The organism is Bacteroidota bacterium, assembly GCA_016722565.1.
Classification (GTDB): Bacteria; Bacteroidota; Bacteroidia; order 2-12-FULL-35-15; family 2-12-FULL-35-15; genus 2-12-FULL-35-15.
This window is the reverse complement of sequence record JADKIU010000002.1, coordinates 168777-185492: the sequence shown is the minus strand read 5'-3', so window position 1 is coordinate 185492 and position 16716 is coordinate 168777. Positions and strand designations below refer to the sequence as shown.

The window sequence follows — 16716 nt, the reverse complement described above, 5'->3', positions numbered from 1 at the left end:
TACCATGAGCAAAAAAACAATTATTACATTATTCATGTGGGTAAGCGCATCCATCACATTTGCGCAAATTGAAAGCTATTCTTTTAAACGACCTATTAACAAGATTGAGAAGGAGGACTATTACAAAGTTTCTTTGTCACCTGAAATAACTGCTCGTTGCCAAAGCAATCTATCTGACATTCGAATATACAATATTATTGAGCAAGATACCACCGAAGCACCATATTTATTGAATTGGATGGGAAGCAATATTCAGGAAGTTTCTATCCCCTTCGAATTAATAAATGATACTTACAATGAGAAGTGTTGTTCTTATGTTACATTAAAATTTCCTAAAAAACAAAGTATCAATCAAATCAAATTGAATGTTTCGGATTCAAATTTTGATAAACAATTAAAAATTGAAGGCAGTGATGATACCAAACAATGGTTTACAATAAAAGAGCATTTAAGGATTGTTCGTTTTAGAAATGCTTCTGAAGACTACTCCTACACCACTCTAAACTTTAATCGCTCAGAATTTACGTATTTCCGAATAAAATTTGACGATGATGGAAGTCCACGTATTAATGTCACTGAAGCCTATGCTTTCGAAAACAAGTTAATTGAAGGGAAATACGACAATTTAAAAATTACTGACACCAAGCAAAGTGAAAACAAAAAAGAAAAAACATCTGAAATCATTGTTGATTTCTCTTTTCCATATTTAGTGAATTACATTACATTAAGAAATAGTTCAAAAAACGACTTTTATAGAAACATAAATATCTATGGTTCGGATGGAACAATAAAAACAGAAAAAGGAGAATTAGAAAGCTGGTACATTATTACTACCTCTGTTTTTTCATCTTTAGAAGACAATATTATTTTTTGCAATAATTCAAAAACAAAAAAACTAAAACTAGAAATCATCAACTATGATAACGAGCCTATAGTAATAGATGAAATAAAAGCATTTGCAGAACAATGTCAATTAGTCGCTAAACTCCCTGTTTCTAAAAATTTATATTTAGTATACGGCAAGGAAAATGATAATTCGCCTAAGTATGATTTAGTTCATTTTAAGGATAAAATTCCTAACGAACTTTCAAACGCAGATTATGGGGCAGAGCAAATCAAAGTTACATTGGCCAATAATTCAGAACCACTGATCAAAAGCAAAGTTTGGCTTTGGATTGCAATGGGTGTGGTATTAGTAATTATTGGATATTTTGCATTGACGATGCTAAAGAAAGAGCAAAGTGAAAAAGAATAAATAATTAAAGTTCTAAACTACTCTTTCTTTCGGATTTAGTTTCGTTTCATCTCAAAAACTTTAGCAATTATTCTAAATACCCAATAAATACGTAAGAATTTATCAGCACATCGGGAAGCAGTCGCCAGACAATTTTTTTAGAATGCTTCTCTTTCGTTACAATACAACTATTGAAATAATAATATCTTGGGAGAAGTTCTACTGAAAACGCTCCTTCTGCAAACAATTTTTCCATCTGCAGTGTAAGTATTTCAAGTTCGGTATAACCTACTAGGTTTGTAAAAGAGTTAGAAACACTTTTTATTCTCCCTTCCGGTGAAAGGATCATAATAAAGTTATTCGCTTGATTCAGCAACTGTGTTGAAGAAATAAAATAGTCGGCAAAAATTCCGTTTTTTCTACTGTGTTCAGGAGAAAATCGATTTTCCAAAAAAGCAGAATTCGATTGAGGAAGATTATTTATTTCCATATTGAAAAAATTTAGAAAAATAAAAAAGGCATTTCAACTTAATATGGTACTCCCTACTCCTAGAGAAGCCGATATATCGTCAAAATGCCTATAATGAGTAATAAATTAATGTTAACCCATTATGTCACAATATTGAAAGTTCATAACCGGCAATGTGTTCATCTTTTGCACTAATTGTGGCTACGATAAAATTTTTATTCTTCGTAATAACTGCCATCCATTTATTACTATCTGTCATTTTAATGACATTACAAACATGGTATCCTTTAGATTTCAAAAAACGTTTGATGTTTTTTGAAAAAAGAGGTTCTTGTTTATTTAATTTAATTTCCTTTATAGCGTTCATACATCATGGTTGCTAATAAGCTTAATATTGCTAAGCTAAAAGCGATTATAAAAACCAAATTTGACTGACTTAATTGTATTATTTGCATTAAAAAAATTACATTATTACATCTGTTGTTCCAATTATTTCATTTCCCTGCACATAAATGGTTGTCATACAATGTCTACCATTTAATATTGTATGTGCAATCCAATTTTCGGATTTATAACCAACAATCGGATTTAAAGTAATGACCTCATATCCTCGGTTTACTAGATATTGATATACTTCTTGGTATGATACTGCGGCCTTAGCTTCAGACACTGTATTAACACCGACACTTGATAATCCAATTGTTGTGCTTGTAAAAAGAACAATTACTAATAATCCTTTAAGTAAAAAATTTGCTGTACGTTTCATGTTGTAGAATTTTAAGTATGAGTAATAATTATACTACAAAGAAACAACACAGAAGTACATAATCCATGGACAAATGAAGCATCCATCCAACATTCTCAAAAAGGCTAATTTTATTGAATTTAGTCAAAAATTATGGCTTTTTTTTACAGTATTAGAAATCAGTTCTGCTTATATTTGCAATCACAAAGAAATATTTAATATTTAAAAGAACTATTTTTGCTTTTACAAAGATTAGACATTAATCATTGCTTTCAATGGACAAATCAACTATCCATCCAACATCTATGAAACAATTGATTTTATTAGCATTTTAAAAATAACATACATTTTTTTTACATCGAACGAAATTAAAAAACGAATCTATGCCATCTCCTTACATTGAAGATTTACTTAGTAATCTTAACTTATCAGAGAAAAAATCAATCTCCCACTTTTTTTCTAACAAAGGTAATTCCGATGAACTATTGGTTAGAAAATATATTGAAGTGTCTACCATACCTAACTCAGAACCTATAAATAAAAAAATAAACTATACATTAAAATCCAGAGCCTTTGAAAGCATAACAGATATTTTAACATCTAACTATCACATCCAAAACAAGGAAAACTTCGCTTCGCATGATCAAATATTACTGAGGTTAAAGAAAAAAATACTTTTAGCAAGGATCCTTTCCAAAAACCTAAATCAAGGTAAAACTGCTCCGTTTAAAACAATTTTAAACTCAATTATTACTGAAGCTGAAAAAAATGAAGTTTATGAGGTTTTAATAGAAGCCCTTTTATTAAAAAAATATTACTTCGCTTTAAAGGAAGGGGTGCATCAATTTCAAAAGTTAGATGAAAAAATTTCATACTACGAAATGTGCCAAAAAAGGGCCTATTTTGCTAATGATTGTTATTTCAAAATCATTTTTAACAACAATCTACTAAAAATAAAAAATGATCGACTTTTCCATAACTATATTCTCCGATCCATCCGCCAATTAAAGCTAGACTATCAGAAATATAAGTCCCAACAAATTAATTACTACCTGCATATTATCTTAATGTACTATTTCGAAAAGCAGAAGAAATATGTATTATCCGCAAAATATTGTAAGTTATTATTGAATATTGTCAAAAACTCACCAATTGTATACAGAGAAGAGCGATTGGGAAATATTCTTATCAACTTAAGCCAATACAGGACGTTTACAGAAAACTATAATGAAGCTGTTAAATATGCAAAAGAATCTCAAAAACATTATCTAGAAAACAGTAATAATTACCTTACCTCTAAAGACCAGGAATTTACAATCTACTTTTATCATAAAAAATATGAAAAAGCAACCGAGTGCATGAAAGAGCTTTTAACCCACAAACTTATAGATAGCGGTCAGTTCAATCGAGCTAAATATATCTATTATCAATCTGCATTACTATTTGCACAAAAGCAATATAAACAGTCATACGCTCTACTAAATAAATCGCTAGAAATTGAAAAAGATAAATCTCGTTGGAACATTTCGTTGAGAATCACGAACATTATGCTTTGCATTGAACTCAATAAGATCAATGAAGCCTCCCGATTATTGGAATCATTGAGGAAATATGTAGAACGTCATGAAAAAACGTCCGAAATCAAACAACGAGATTTACTAATTGTAAGAACCCTACGAGAATTGGAAAAGGATGGATTTAATTATGATATCAAAAACAAAGAGGTAACAAAAATGATTAAAATTCTTTCCCAAAAAGATAAACCTACCTCTTGGGAGCATTATAGTCCAGAATTAATTCCTTTTCATGAATGGTTAGAGGGTAAGAAGTAACAGAGAAAGTCTCATTCATTTAAATAAAAAAAATCTCAGCTTTCGCTGAGATTTTTAAGGGTGGCCAATGGGAATGAAATTGAACACTTTTTAAGGTTAATTGAAAAAATAAGAAGCACCAAATAGAGAAATATTAAAACAACGACATCTATAGAATAGATGGATTATATCGTTGTCAATAATTCATGTCTATACTTATCAAGAATGGTCGATTTAGATAAAAATCCAATGTATATCTCATTTTCAACTACAGGCAAATTCCATTGACCTGATTCTTCAAATTTCTTCATGATAGAAAAAATATCTTCTTTTGAATCAATAACTGTTGATGGTTTTCTCATCAGTTCTTTTGCCGTTACAGTATCATAATGCTCTGTATTAAACATTTCTTCCCTTATATGATCAAGAAATAGTATACCAATCAGCTTATTGTTCTTTTTAACTATCGGGAATGTGTTTCTTTTAGAATGTTTAATCGTTTCTACAATATCACGTAAAGTGGCCTTAAAATGAATCGTAGCAAAATCTGTTTCTATCATTTCCTTTACATCTATCTTACTCAAAATGTTTGTGTCTTTATTGTCAGATACAACAGCACCTTTTTCTTTTAATCTTTTAACATCTAACGATTCTGGATGAAAATATTTCACAACTACATAACTAATAGAAGAAACAATCATTAAAGGAATAATTAACTCATATCCACCCGTAATCTCAGCAATAAGAAATATTCCTGTTAGTGGCGCATGAAATACCCCACTCAATATACCAGCCATTGCAACAATTGTAAAATTGCTGATAGGAACATCATCAAAACCAATTAATGATAGGAAAAAAGCAAATACAAATCCTAAATATGCACCAACAAATAATGAGGGCGCAAAATTCCCTCCGTTTCCTCCACTTCCTAATGTCAGTCCTGTTGCTACAGCTTTAAGCAGTAATGTAATTGTGATAAAGATTAATAAAATCCATTTATCATTAATAAAACTTATTAGCAAGCTATCTTTAAATAAATCAATTGCTCTTGATTCTGAAAGGGCTTTAATACTTTGATAACCTTCCCCAAACAATGAAGGAAAGAGAGCGAATAAAAAGGCCAAACTAATTCCTCCAATTATCCATTTTGAAAATTTAGAATTAATTTTAGAAAACTTTGATTCTACTTTATCAAAGAAGTTTACGTAATACAAAGAAACTAAACCTGCTAATAATCCTAATATGATATATAGTAAAACGTTGTGATAATCAAATGGCTGTTTCAATTTGAAAAACAATAAATTGCTTTCATTTAAAATTATTTTTGATAATAAGGCTCCCGATGCAGCTGCAATTAGCAAGGGAATGAATGCTGAAATACTAATGTCTACCAAAATAACTTCTAAAGCAAAGAGAACACCTGCAATGGGTGCGTTAAATGCTCCTGCTATACCTCCAGCTGCACCAGCTGCTAATAATAGCGTACGGTCTTTGTAACTTAACTTATATGTTTTTGCAAAATTTGAACCTATGGCTGAACCTGTACTTACAATTGGAGACTCAAGTCCAGCTGACCCACCAAATCCAACCGTTAAACCGCTTGTGATAATATGAGAATACATCTGATGAAAAGGAAGAAAACTACTTTTCTTTGCAATTGTATATAAAATGGAAGATGTACCACGTTCAAATTGATTTTTAAAAAAATATTTTACAATTAATACCGTTATACCAATTCCTATTAATGGCAAAATGAGGTATAAATATTTGTAATCAAATTTTAATAAATAATCCTCCAAAAAATATTGTCGGATAATAAATACAAATGATTTTAAAATAACTGCTGCAAGTCCTGCGCTTAATCCAACTAAAACACTAGAAAATATTAAAAATTGTTTTTCATTCGTTTTTTCATGAATCCAATTAATGCTTTTTTCAATATAATTAATCTTATTTAAATTCATATTAACGATTTGATCTTGAAATTCTATTTTTCGATTAAATAATATTAATCATTATTTTATAATAGTGCTTAAATGATAGCAAATATAGGCACTTTAGTGATATAAAATGCTTAATTTTACAAAATGAGTAATCCATATCATATCCTTATTATTGTTAGTGTTTTAATTATTTTGTCATACCTTTTTAATCTGGTATCTGCTAAAATTAAAGTCCCTTCTGTTATTTTATTATTGTTAACGGGTGTTGGATTGCAATTTCTTGCAAAAGAATCAGGATTTGATTTTGTAGGTACAAAGCTTCCTCTAGAGCTTTTAGGAATTATTGGGCTAATTTTTATAGTGCTTGAAGGTTCTTTAGATTTAAAAATTACTCGTAAAAAACTCCCCTTGATAGGAAAATCATTCCTTTCTGCTTTGCTTATATTGTTGGCTACTTCGAGCCTTATCGCATTGATATTGATTGAATTTGTTGGACTAACTTTACAAATTGCAGTTGTGTATGCTGTTCCATTAGGTGTTATTAGTAGTGCAATAGCAATACCCAGCGTAAACAAATTGTCCGAAGAAAAAAGGAGTTTATTGTGTATGAAAGCACCTTCTCAGACATTATTGGGATTATGCTTTTTAATTATATAATAATTGGTAACGTAACAAGCGGAAGTTCCATCTTGTCCTTTTTTATTAATCTATTACTAATTCTATCAATTTCGGCTGTGAGCACAATCATTCTGTTGTTTCTTTTAAATTATACACGAACACACATAAAATTTTATTTAATTTTTGCGATACTCATTTTAATCTATTCAATTAGTAAAATGTTTCATTTGCCTTCTTTGCTGTTCATTCTCATTTTCGGATTAATGCTTAATAATGTCGACAAATTTATCAAAGGTAAATTGGCTAATTATTTGCATTTAGAAAGGTTACAATCTGTAACAAAAGAACTAAGTCAGATAACAGCAGAAACCGCATTTATAGTTCGAACGTTCTTCTTTATTTTATTTGGATTTTCTATCAACTTGATTTTGCTGAATGATATAAACGTTATTTTGATTGGAGGCTTAATAACAATTTGCATTCTTTTAACACGATTTATCTTCCTTCGTTTTATTTCTAAATCAAATGTCTTCCCAGAAATTTTTATTGCTCCGAGAGGCCTTATTACAATTGTTCTTTTCTACAGTATTCCATCACACTTTCAAACAAGCTATTTTAATGAAGGAATTCTCTTTTTTGTAATTATAGCTTCTAGTGTAATGATGATGATTGGAATTATGTCAACTAAAACGGTGTATGATGAAAAGTTGGATAATCTTATTTAGTTTATATTCCAAAATGAGGATCATCGGATTCTGCATCAACGTTTTTGTTTTTATTTTTTTTATTCTTACCTTTTAAATACCAATACGATACAATCCCGAGAAAAATTGTTATCCCAAGTGCTGTTAAAAAGATAAATCCTGTTATGTGCAAATAGTTCATTTATTCAAATCGATTTTTTTCATCATCATAAACATGTTCATTGAAAAGCCATTCGAGTTCATCCTCAAAAAAGAATTTATTTTCCCCGAAAGCAGGTTTTAACTCATCCATCCATATTGCATCTTTATCAAACTTTGCAAAAAATGGCTTGGCTACCCAATCTGGATTTCTTCCTTGTAACATGCGTAAAACAAAAATCTTTTCTCCATTTACTTCTGAAATCCCAAGAACTTGTACTTTGCCAGGCGTACATGACATGCTAGGCCCTCTAACAGTTCTGCAAACGCCACTTACTTTTTGATATGCGTTTCTGAAAATATTCCAAGCATCTTCAAGTGTGATAGCAAAATAATCTTGCGCACCTGTGTCTCTCGGAATAAACATATAATATGGAATGCAATTTAAATTGACTTGTTTTCTCCACATATCAGCCCATACTTCAGGCGAATCATTAATGTGTTTTAAAACCGGAGACTGCGTTCTGATTTGTACTCCAATACTTCTCAATCTTTTAATTGCTTGTTTTACGGCTTCTGTCTCCAGTTCCACAGGATGAGAGAAATGTGCCATGATAGATAAGTTAATTCCTTTTTTTATGATTGCTTCAAAAAGATTTAACATTTCATCGGCATCATCATCATTTGTAAATTTATAAGGCCAATAGGACAATGATTTTGTTCCTATTCGAATGGTTTGCAAGTTGGGGATGTTGCTTTCCAATAGTGGGTTAATATATGTTGCAAATATTTTTGCTTTCATTATCATCGGGTCTCCACCAGTAAATAAAACATCTGTTACTTGTGGATTTTCTATTACATACTGCTTCAGTAATGAAGCCTCTTTTGTAGCAAATTTTAATTCTTCCATACCTACAAACTGAGGCCACCTAAAACAAAACGTGCAGTAGGCGTGACATGTTTGCCCTTGACTTGGAAAAAATAATACGGTTTCTTTATACTTGTGTTGCATACCCATGAGTTTTTCGCCATTTACTTCAGGGGTATTGTGTTCAATTTGTCCAGCTGGGTGTGGATTCAATTCATTCCGAATTGCCATTGCCACTTTTTTTATTTCATCTTTATTAGTAGTGTGGTCTAAAACAATTTTCATTGCTTTGTAATGTTCCTTACTTAACATTCCTTTTTGAGGAAATGTAAGTTTGAACATTGGGTCATTTTCTAAGTTGTTCCAATCAATCAATTCATTTACTACGTAATTATTCGTTTTAAATGGCAGAACATTACCTACAATTTCTATTGCCTCAATCTGTTCAGCTGAAAGATTTTTAATCTGTGGAATGTTTTTATAATTGTGAAGTGAATAGGATTGTAGTTTCATTGGAATTAAATTAATTATATTGCAAAGAAAAGCATACAACTTTTTAAATGCATTGATAATTGTCAATTACGAAAATTGATTACTCTATAAAATTTAGAAATTGTTTTATGCAATGAATGTTATCGGAAGATTCATTTTTTTGTTGAAGTTCTGTTTTTAACATTTTTTGTAATTTATCAATCTGTTCTTTTGATAAATTAGATTCTACATGCAAAGCAATTGTAAGAATGTCATCAGAATCAATGGCATTCAGCACCTTTTGTAATATTTTAGTTTGAAAATTGCTCATCAAAGAAAAAAACCTGTTAATGCCGTAGCGCATTAACAGGTCATATGGGGGTTGTAAAATTATTAACGACACAAATATACATCCTACTTTTGAAGTATAAATTGACATTTGTCAATTTTCATTTATATAAAGATTCTTAAACTTACATCATGGAGCTGAATATTGATAACTATCATTTGAAATCGTCTTCTCTGTTTGACTATCTTACAGAGGAAGAATCTAGGCTTGTAAAAGGAAGGTTAGCTAGGAAAGAGTATTCACAAGGAGAATATATTTTTAAAGAAAAAAGTTTTTCTCGCGGAGTTTATATTGTTAGAAAAGGGAAAGTGAAAATTTTTCAAATGAACAATGAAGGAAAGCAAAGCATTGTATACATATACAAGAAAGGAGACTATTTTGGGTACAGGCCAATATTAGCGAATGAGCCTCATCCTGTTTCTGCTGTTGCAATGGACAATACAGTTGTTTCATTTATTTCAAGAGAGTTGTTTTTAAGTTTATTAGACAAGTCTTCTACGTTGGCAAATGAATTACTACTCACTCTTTCAAAAGAATTTTCTGTTTGGATAAACAAAATGACTGTTTTCTCTCAATATGGAGTGAAAGAACGAGTTGCATTAAGTTTGCTCATACTTAATAAAGTATATCAGCGCGATGAAGATAAATCAAAGTCGATAGCAATTTCAATTAACAGGGATGACTTTGCAGGTTTTGTTGGGACAGCCAAAGAAACATTGGTTAGAATGCTTAGAATATTTAAAGATGACAAAATTATTACATCTAAAGGCACTAAAATAATTATTCTTAAACCTCGTGCTTTATTGAACCTTGTTTCAGAATTATAAGAGTATGCAATTACAAGTTTTAAAGTCAAAAATTCATAATGCTTTTATTACGGAAGCAAATGTAGATTATATAGGGAGCATTACAATTGACGAAAATTTAATGGAAGCTGTTGATATTATTGAAGGTGAGCAAGTTCATGTGGTGAATCACAGAAACAGTGAACGATTAATAACCTATGTAATCAAAGGTAAAAGAGGAAGCGGTGAAATTTGCATGAATGGTCCTGCTGCCCTAAAAATCTGTAAAACAGATAAGGTAATTATTATTGCTTATGCTGGAATGACTTTAACAAAAGCGAAAACATTTAAGCCTAAAATTATTTTTCCTAAAAGAGATAATTCAATTTAATTGTCTAAGAGTAATATGAAACAATGGATGGTGATTTTTGAGTATAATAATGAAATAAAGGAAGAAATCTTCACAGGAGAGCGTTATTCGGATGTTTATGTCGAAGTTTTGATTGCTTATCCAGGTGGTAAAATTATTAGTATTCGAGAAGTGTCTTCTTGACGGTTTGAATCATTGCTAGTTGGTTTTCGAAACCAAAGAATTTAGAATGTTATGGAAAAGGAAGATTTAATAAATTTTATTTTAGTTTTTAATGTCAACGCTGAAAAAACAGAATTGGAAAAACTTAGTATTGAGGCTCTTAAAATGATTCAGGTGAATATAGAAATAGAAATAATGAAAAAAAATTACAAAGCGTCTAATTAGCTTTTTTAATTTTTCATCGCTAGTAGTTTTAAATATATTTTTTTCGTTGCAAAAAAACAGAAATGAACATAATAGTGTCCAATTTTAATATTAATAACATTACTGTATGGTTAATCATACAGCCTTTATATTGTTTTCAAAAAGAGCAGCCAGAGCCTATTCAAGATGGTGGATTTCTTTGCTATTTTAAATTCTCTAGTCCTTATGATTTTCATGAAGGAGAGATAGTTAATTTCACTCAAGGAGAGCTTATTATGGATGGAGATAGAAAGCCAAAAATATTCTTAATCGAAGAAGAAATTGAGTTGTTTGCCATGAATTATATAAAGAAAAAGATTAATTTGTAACAAATTTTAATGATTTTGCTTTAATTATATGGATAGAGAATATTTGATAAAATATATATTAGAGTATAGTAAGATTGCTGTGAGAGAGGATTTGGAAAAGATGACTACAGAATCGCTAGTTATAGTTAAAGTGCAGATTGAACTGGAGCTAGAGCAAATATTTTATAATTGATTTTAATGATACGCAATAATAAATTTACTTTTTTGTTTGTGAATTTTAATTTTATTGTGATTTTACGATTGAAGGTGTAAGTATTGTTTTGCTGATTCAATACTTCGCCTTCTTTCGTTTTTTTGACAATGATTTTTTAATTGAAATATAGATACTTATGGGGATTGCCATTATTACACTCTTTATTCTTGGTTATTTATTCATTACTCTTGAACATTCGATTAGCATAAACAAAGCTGCAATTGCTCTTCTTACTGGTGTTCTTTGCTGGACTATATATATATTATTTTCGACAGACAGCCATCTTATTAATGAACAATTAACTGAGCATTTAGGTGAAATCTCTGGAATTCTTTTCTTTCTTATGGGAGCAATGACTATTGTTGAGCTTATTGATGCGCACGATGGGTTTGAAGTAATTACCAATGCTATTACCACACTAAGTAAAAGAAAACTTCTTTGGATAATTTGCTTTCTCGCATTTTTTCTGTCTGCTGTTCTTGACAATCTTACAACAACTATCGTTTTGGTTTCTCTTTTAAGAAAGCTTATTGATAGTAAGAATGACAGAATGTTGTTTATCGGGATGGTGGTAATTTCAGCTAATGCTGGTGGTGCTTGGTCTCCAATTGGAGATGTTACAACAACTATGCTTTGGATAGGGGGTCAAGTAACAACAAAAAATATAATCTTAAATCTGTTTATTCCAAGTCTGGTTTGTTTAGTCGTTCCGCTTCTAGCCATTTCTTTTAATATGAAAGGAAGCATAAAAAGACCTGTTTTGTCTGGTGATGACCATAAATCTATTGCATCTCGTTTTGAAAGAAACACCATCTTTTTTTCAGGATTAGGAATTCTTCTTTTTGTTCCTGTTTTCAAAACCATTACTCATCTCCCACCATTTATGGGAATGCTTTTCGGCTTGGGAATACTATGGATAATCTCAGAACTTATTCACAAAGACAAAGATGAATCTGATAAGAATACATACTCCGTTCTTCATGCTCTTCGTAAAATTGATATGCCGAGCGTCCTGTTTTTTCTTGGAATTCTTATTTCTATTTCTGCCCTTCAATCAACAGGACAGCTAGAACAACTTGCAACTCTAATGGATGAAAAAATAGGCAACATCAATATTGTGGTGATGTCTGTTGGATTGCTTTCTGCAATTGTAGACAATGTTCCACTTGTTGCTGCATCTATGGGAATGCATGATTTACAAACATACCCTACAGATCATTACTTTTGGGAGTTTCTTGCATATTGTGCTGGAACAGGAGGAAGCGCACTAATTATTGGTTCAGCAGCTGGTGTTGCAGCTATGGGAATGGAAAAGATTGATTTCTTTTGGTATATGAAAAAAATTTCATGGTTAGCGTTGCTTGGATATTTTGCTGGTGCTTTTACCTATATTTTACAGCATCATATTTTTAGTTAATGATTACTTTTTATTTAATTTTTTTGACTCAAAAATCAACGCTAACTGATTATGTTCCTCGACCTTTTTAATAATTGACTTTACAAATATTCTAGCCAACATATCAAGAAATTTAATTTCTTCTACTGATAAGCCTTCAAGTGGATTTTTGTTCTTCGACATATTTATTAAAATTTAAAGTTATTCCTCAAACTTAATAAAAACCTATCACCCCGGACTGGGGCTCGAACAACCTAAATATTCATAAAAGGGTTGATTTACCTAGAAAGTTTTTCTCTGTTTTTAACGGGAGAAATCTAAAAATGACAAAAGCCCCTAAAATTAGGAGCTTTTGAATTAAGGGTGGCCAATGGGGCTCGAACCCACGACCCTCGGTACCACAAACCGATATTCTAACCAACTGAACTATGGCCACCATAGTGTTTTGAGGGTGCAAAGATAGAATTTTTTATAATTGTACGAAATATTACTACAAATAATTTGCGCTATTTTACTTCCACTCCCCGTCATTTATTAGTAATTTCGTAGCTACTATGGAGCAACAACCACAAAACACTATTCTTCACATAGAAGGAATGGATTGCGCCAACTGCGCTGCCGGAATCACGAAAAGCCTCCAAAAAAGTGGTATGGAGAATGTTCATGTTGATTTTGCTACCGGAGAGGCTAGTTTTTACTTACAAAACAAACACATCCTTCCACCAGCCATAAAAGAGATACAAAGTCTTGGATACAAAGTAATTGACAGTAAAATAAAGGAAGCAAATGAAGGCAAACGCTCGACCATCGAAAAGCGTTTTTTTGCAACCATTCCTTTTACAGCTGTGCTTTTTTTTAGTCATATGCTCCTTCCACACGACTTTCTATTAAATCAGCCAATCGTCCAATTATTGATATGTATCCCGGTATTTGTGATTGGATTGATTCAATTCGGGAAAAGTGCATTCGGCTCTGTTAAAATAGGAGTTCCTAACATGGATGTCCTTATATTTATTGGATCTTCTGCGGCTTTCATATATAGTGTTATCGGAATGTATTTATTCGATTCCCACCAGGCTCACAATTATCTATTTTTCGAAACAACAGCTACCATCATCACCCTGGTATTATTGGGCAATGTCTTAGAGCAACGTTCTGTAAAACAGACTACCTCTGCAATTAAAGAACTAACGTCTTTAAATGTGAGTACAGCTAAGATTGTGGGATTGCAATTTGGAAAAGAAGTTATTACTGAGATTAATTACAAGGATATTCCCGTTGGTGCATTATTGCAAGTGAATTCAGGCGACAAAGTCCCGGTAGATGGGGAACTAATTTCAGGTGAAGCTAGCATTGATGAAGCAATGCTTACAGGAGAAAGTATTCCTGCAGAAAAAACAACGGGTCAAAAAGTAACGGGCGGCACTATCGTTTTGAATGGGAACTTCCGTATGCGTGCAGAAAGAGTTGGAAATGACACCACACTTTCTAAAATCATTGAGCTCGTAAAAAAAGCGCAACAAGCAAAACCGGATATCCAGAAATTAGGTGATAAAATAAGTGCCATTTTTGTCCCAATTGTATTGGGCATTTCGTTACTCACCTTCTTTGTATCACCGTTTTTATTGGAGCTAACACTCCGCGAAGCAATGATGCGCAGTATTGCTGTTCTTGTTATTTCTTGTCCATGCGCAATGGGATTAGCTACACCAACCGCAGTAATGGTAGGAATTGGGAGAGCCGCAAAACGAGGGATTCTTATTAAAGGTGGAAATACATTAGAAGAATTTGCTAAAATCAAAACGATTGTATTTGACAAAACCGGAACATTAACCACTGGAGAATTTAAAATTCAGAAAATTCAATGCTTTAATAGTAAAGAAGAGGAAGTAAAAGCAATTCTTTTCCAGCTGGAACAACATTCCTCCCATCCGATTGCAAAGTCGATTGTAAAAGAATTGAGTACGACTGAAGCCTTGATAACATTTGATACTATCCGAGAAGAAAAAGGACTAGGAATATTCGCGATTGATTCCAATAAGAATGAATACAAAGTAGGATCCTATAAAATAGCAGAAACGCTTACAAGTGATTCCTCACACAACATTTACCTTACAAAAAACAATGCCCTTATTGCCATGATTGATATTACTGATGCTTTAAAGGCAAATGTAAAAGAAACCATCGCAACACTCAAAGCAAATGGAATCAACAGTGTTTTATTAAGCGGGGATAGCAAAACAAAATGTGATGCTTTTTCAAAAGAAGTAGGCATTTCTACTGTTTATAGTGAACAATCTCCAGCTCAGAAATTAGTTCTAATTGAAAAATTAAATTCAGAAACACCTACTGCAATGGTGGGTGACGGAATTAATGATGCACCAGCTTTGGCCAAAGCAAATGTAGGCATATCTTTAAGCAATGCCACTCAAGTTGCTATTCAGCAAGCACAGATTGTTCTATTAAAACATAACGATTTAACAACATTAGTAGAAGCACAACTTATTAGTAAGCATACCTTGATTACCATCAAACAAAATTTATTTTGGGCATTTTTTTACAATGTAATCGCGATTCCAATTGCTGCTGCAGGCTTATTAAATCCAATGCTGGGTGCACTCTCCATGGCATTTTCCGATGTGATTGTTATTGGCAATTCCATCCGTTTGAAGAAAAAGAAATTGAAATGAATAAAAAATTAAATATCCTTTTTCTTTCAAGTTGGTACCCCAGCCGAGTTTTTCCAACTCTTGGAAATTTTGTTCAAAAACATGCAGAAGCAGTTGCATTGCAATCGAATGTTATTGCCTTATACGTTTGTTCGGACGAAACAAACAAAGAAACATACGAACTAGTAACGGAAGAAATAAACAATGTGCTCACCATTAACGTGTATTATAAAAAAATAAATCATTCTATTCCGATTGTATCACATTTACAAAAAGTTATACGCTACATCAAGGCACACCGAATTGGATTAGAAAAAGTAAGACAACAATTTGTGACAATTGACTTGATTCATCACAATAAACTCTATCCCGCAGGTATAGTTGCTTGGTATCTAAAAAAAACGAAGCATATCCCTTATATTATTACGGAACATTGGACCGGCTATTTGCCTTCAAAAAAGGCACACCGCAGCATAGTAGAAAGAGTGCTTTCAAAAATTATTGCAAAAAATGCCAATTGCATTACGCCTGTTTCTAAAAACTTAGGAGAAGCAATGCAGCAATTGGGATTAAAAAATGATTATGAAGTAATTTACAATGTAACCGACACACAATTATTTCATCCTTTAGAAACAGCCAAAACACACGATAAAATAAAAATTATTCACATCTCAACATTAGACAATTTGCATAAAAACATTTCCGGTATGCTTCGAGTAGCAAAGGATTTGTCGGAAAAACGTACCGATTTTGAAATTTGGTTTATTGGGGATGGTGATACCACTCCACACATTGAAACAGCAAAAAAATTAAACATTTATAACACCGTTGCTTTTTTTGATGGAACAAAAACAACCTCAGAAGTAGCATCCATTATGCGAACGTCTGATTGCTTTATTCTTTTTTCCAACTATGAAAATCTACCCTGTGTTATAGTAGAAGCTTTAGCAAGTGGCATTACGATAGTTTCATCGGATGTAGGGGGAATACCGGAGCACATTAAAGAACAATTGGGATCATTGGTGAAACCAGGTGATGAAAAGGCACTCTTGCAAACATTAAATAAGGTAATTGACAAATGTAAACATGGATATTATCAAAAAAATGTGTTAAGTAAATATGCTCAAGAACATTTCAGTTATAAAAAAGTTGGTGAGAAATACCAGGATTTATACCATCGAATTTTGAACAAAAATCAGCCATCTTAGCCTCTCTTCAC

The 16716-nt window shown here is 31.8% G+C and carries 18 protein-coding genes and 1 tRNA gene; 12 read left to right on the top strand and 7 right to left on the bottom strand.

Annotated features, from left to right (window positions below):
- The first annotated feature begins 4 nt into the window (after positions 1 to 4).
- The gene (locus tag IPP64_06170; GenBank protein MBL0328994.1) at positions 5 to 1255 is read left to right on the top strand and encodes a hypothetical protein; all 1251 of its coding nucleotides are present in this window, start codon (positions 5 to 7) and stop codon (positions 1253 to 1255) included.
- Between the two features lie 67 nt (positions 1256 to 1322).
- Here the strand turns inward: IPP64_06170 and IPP64_06165 are convergent, their stop codons facing one another.
- The 3 genes from IPP64_06165 to IPP64_06155 form a co-directional block, all read right to left on the bottom strand.
- Positions 1323 to 1724 carry a hypothetical protein gene (locus tag IPP64_06165; GenBank protein MBL0328993.1) on the bottom strand — a complete coding sequence of 134 codons (402 nt, stop codon included), beginning with the start codon at positions 1722 to 1724 and terminating at the stop codon, positions 1323 to 1325.
- 124 nt (positions 1725 to 1848) lie between these two features.
- A complete protein-coding gene (locus IPP64_06160; GenBank protein ID MBL0328992.1) occupies positions 1849 to 2070 on the bottom strand; it encodes a hypothetical protein in 222 nt (73 codons plus the stop codon).
- Positions 2071 to 2166: 96 nt separating this feature from the next.
- Entirely contained in the window at positions 2167 to 2469 is a 303-nt protein-coding gene (locus tag IPP64_06155; GenBank protein MBL0328991.1) for a hypothetical protein, read from the bottom strand.
- Positions 2470 to 2831: 362 nt separating this feature from the next.
- Here IPP64_06155 and IPP64_06150 point away from each other — a divergent pair, with 362 nt between their 5' ends.
- Positions 2832 to 4280, top strand: a complete 1449-nt coding sequence (locus IPP64_06150; protein ID MBL0328990.1) for a hypothetical protein — start codon at positions 2832 to 2834, stop codon at positions 4278 to 4280.
- 164 nt (positions 4281 to 4444) lie between these two features.
- Here IPP64_06150 and IPP64_06145 read toward each other — a convergent pair whose 3' ends face one another.
- Positions 4445 to 6223 carry a chloride channel protein gene (locus IPP64_06145; GenBank protein ID MBL0328989.1) on the bottom strand — a complete coding sequence of 593 codons (1779 nt, stop codon included), beginning with the start codon at positions 6221 to 6223 and terminating at the stop codon, positions 4445 to 4447.
- Positions 6224 to 6346: 123 nt separating this feature from the next.
- Here IPP64_06145 and IPP64_06140 point away from each other — a divergent pair, with 123 nt between their 5' ends.
- Both IPP64_06140 and IPP64_06135 read left to right on the top strand, forming a co-directional pair.
- Positions 6347 to 6859 carry a hypothetical protein gene (locus IPP64_06140; protein MBL0328988.1) on the top strand — a complete coding sequence of 171 codons (513 nt, stop codon included), beginning with the start codon at positions 6347 to 6349 and terminating at the stop codon, positions 6857 to 6859.
- A gap of 224 nt (positions 6860 to 7083) precedes the next feature.
- Positions 7084 to 7545, top strand: coding sequence for a hypothetical protein (locus IPP64_06135; protein MBL0328987.1), 462 nt, complete (start codon positions 7084 to 7086; stop codon positions 7543 to 7545).
- Positions 7546 to 7705: 160 nt separating this feature from the next.
- Here IPP64_06135 and IPP64_06130 read toward each other — a convergent pair whose 3' ends face one another.
- Together IPP64_06130 and IPP64_06125 are read right to left on the bottom strand one after the other, a co-directional pair.
- Entirely contained in the window at positions 7706 to 9043 is a 1338-nt protein-coding gene (locus tag IPP64_06130) for a lysine 2,3-aminomutase (GenBank protein ID MBL0328986.1), read from the bottom strand.
- A 79-nt stretch (positions 9044 to 9122) separates the two neighbouring features.
- The gene (locus IPP64_06125) at positions 9123 to 9332 is read right to left on the bottom strand and encodes a hypothetical protein (protein ID MBL0328985.1); all 210 of its coding nucleotides are present in this window, start codon (positions 9330 to 9332) and stop codon (positions 9123 to 9125) included.
- 149 nt (positions 9333 to 9481) lie between these two features.
- Between IPP64_06125 and IPP64_06120 the strand changes: the two genes are divergently transcribed.
- The 6 genes from IPP64_06120 to nhaD all read left to right on the top strand — a co-directional run bounded on the left by IPP64_06120 (position 9482) and on the right by nhaD (position 12849).
- The gene (locus tag IPP64_06120) at positions 9482 to 10177 is read left to right on the top strand and encodes a Crp/Fnr family transcriptional regulator (GenBank protein MBL0328984.1); all 696 of its coding nucleotides are present in this window, start codon (positions 9482 to 9484) and stop codon (positions 10175 to 10177) included.
- 4 nt (positions 10178 to 10181) lie between these two features.
- Complete coding sequence (locus IPP64_06115) at positions 10182 to 10526, top strand: aspartate 1-decarboxylase (protein MBL0328983.1); 345 nt, start codon at positions 10182 to 10184, stop codon at positions 10524 to 10526.
- The gene (locus tag IPP64_06110; protein ID MBL0328982.1) at positions 10527 to 10688 is read left to right on the top strand and encodes a hypothetical protein; all 162 of its coding nucleotides are present in this window, start codon (positions 10527 to 10529) and stop codon (positions 10686 to 10688) included.
- Between the two features lie 51 nt (positions 10689 to 10739).
- The gene (locus tag IPP64_06105; protein MBL0328981.1) at positions 10740 to 10892 is read left to right on the top strand and encodes a hypothetical protein; all 153 of its coding nucleotides are present in this window, start codon (positions 10740 to 10742) and stop codon (positions 10890 to 10892) included.
- 62 nt (positions 10893 to 10954) lie between these two features.
- Positions 10955 to 11239, top strand: a complete 285-nt coding sequence (locus tag IPP64_06100; GenBank protein MBL0328980.1) for a hypothetical protein — start codon at positions 10955 to 10957, stop codon at positions 11237 to 11239.
- Positions 11240 to 11568: 329 nt separating this feature from the next.
- Positions 11569 to 12849 (top strand): sodium:proton antiporter NhaD, encoded by a 1281-nt coding sequence (nhaD, locus tag IPP64_06095; GenBank protein ID MBL0328979.1) that lies wholly within the window; start codon positions 11569 to 11571, stop codon positions 12847 to 12849.
- Positions 12850 to 13190: 341 nt separating this feature from the next.
- On the opposite strand, the gene IPP64_06090 is transcribed toward nhaD, so the two are convergent.
- Positions 13191 to 13264, bottom strand: a tRNA-His gene (locus IPP64_06090).
- A 118-nt stretch (positions 13265 to 13382) separates the two neighbouring features.
- Between IPP64_06090 and IPP64_06085 the strand changes: the two genes are divergently transcribed.
- A complete protein-coding gene (locus tag IPP64_06085; GenBank protein MBL0328978.1) occupies positions 13383 to 15518 on the top strand; it encodes a cation-translocating P-type ATPase in 2136 nt (711 codons plus the stop codon).
- Complete coding sequence (locus IPP64_06080; GenBank protein MBL0328977.1) at positions 15515 to 16705, top strand: glycosyltransferase; 1191 nt, start codon at positions 15515 to 15517, stop codon at positions 16703 to 16705. Before IPP64_06085 ends, IPP64_06080 begins: the two co-directional genes overlap by 4 nt.
- Positions 16706 to 16716 lie beyond the last annotated feature (11 nt).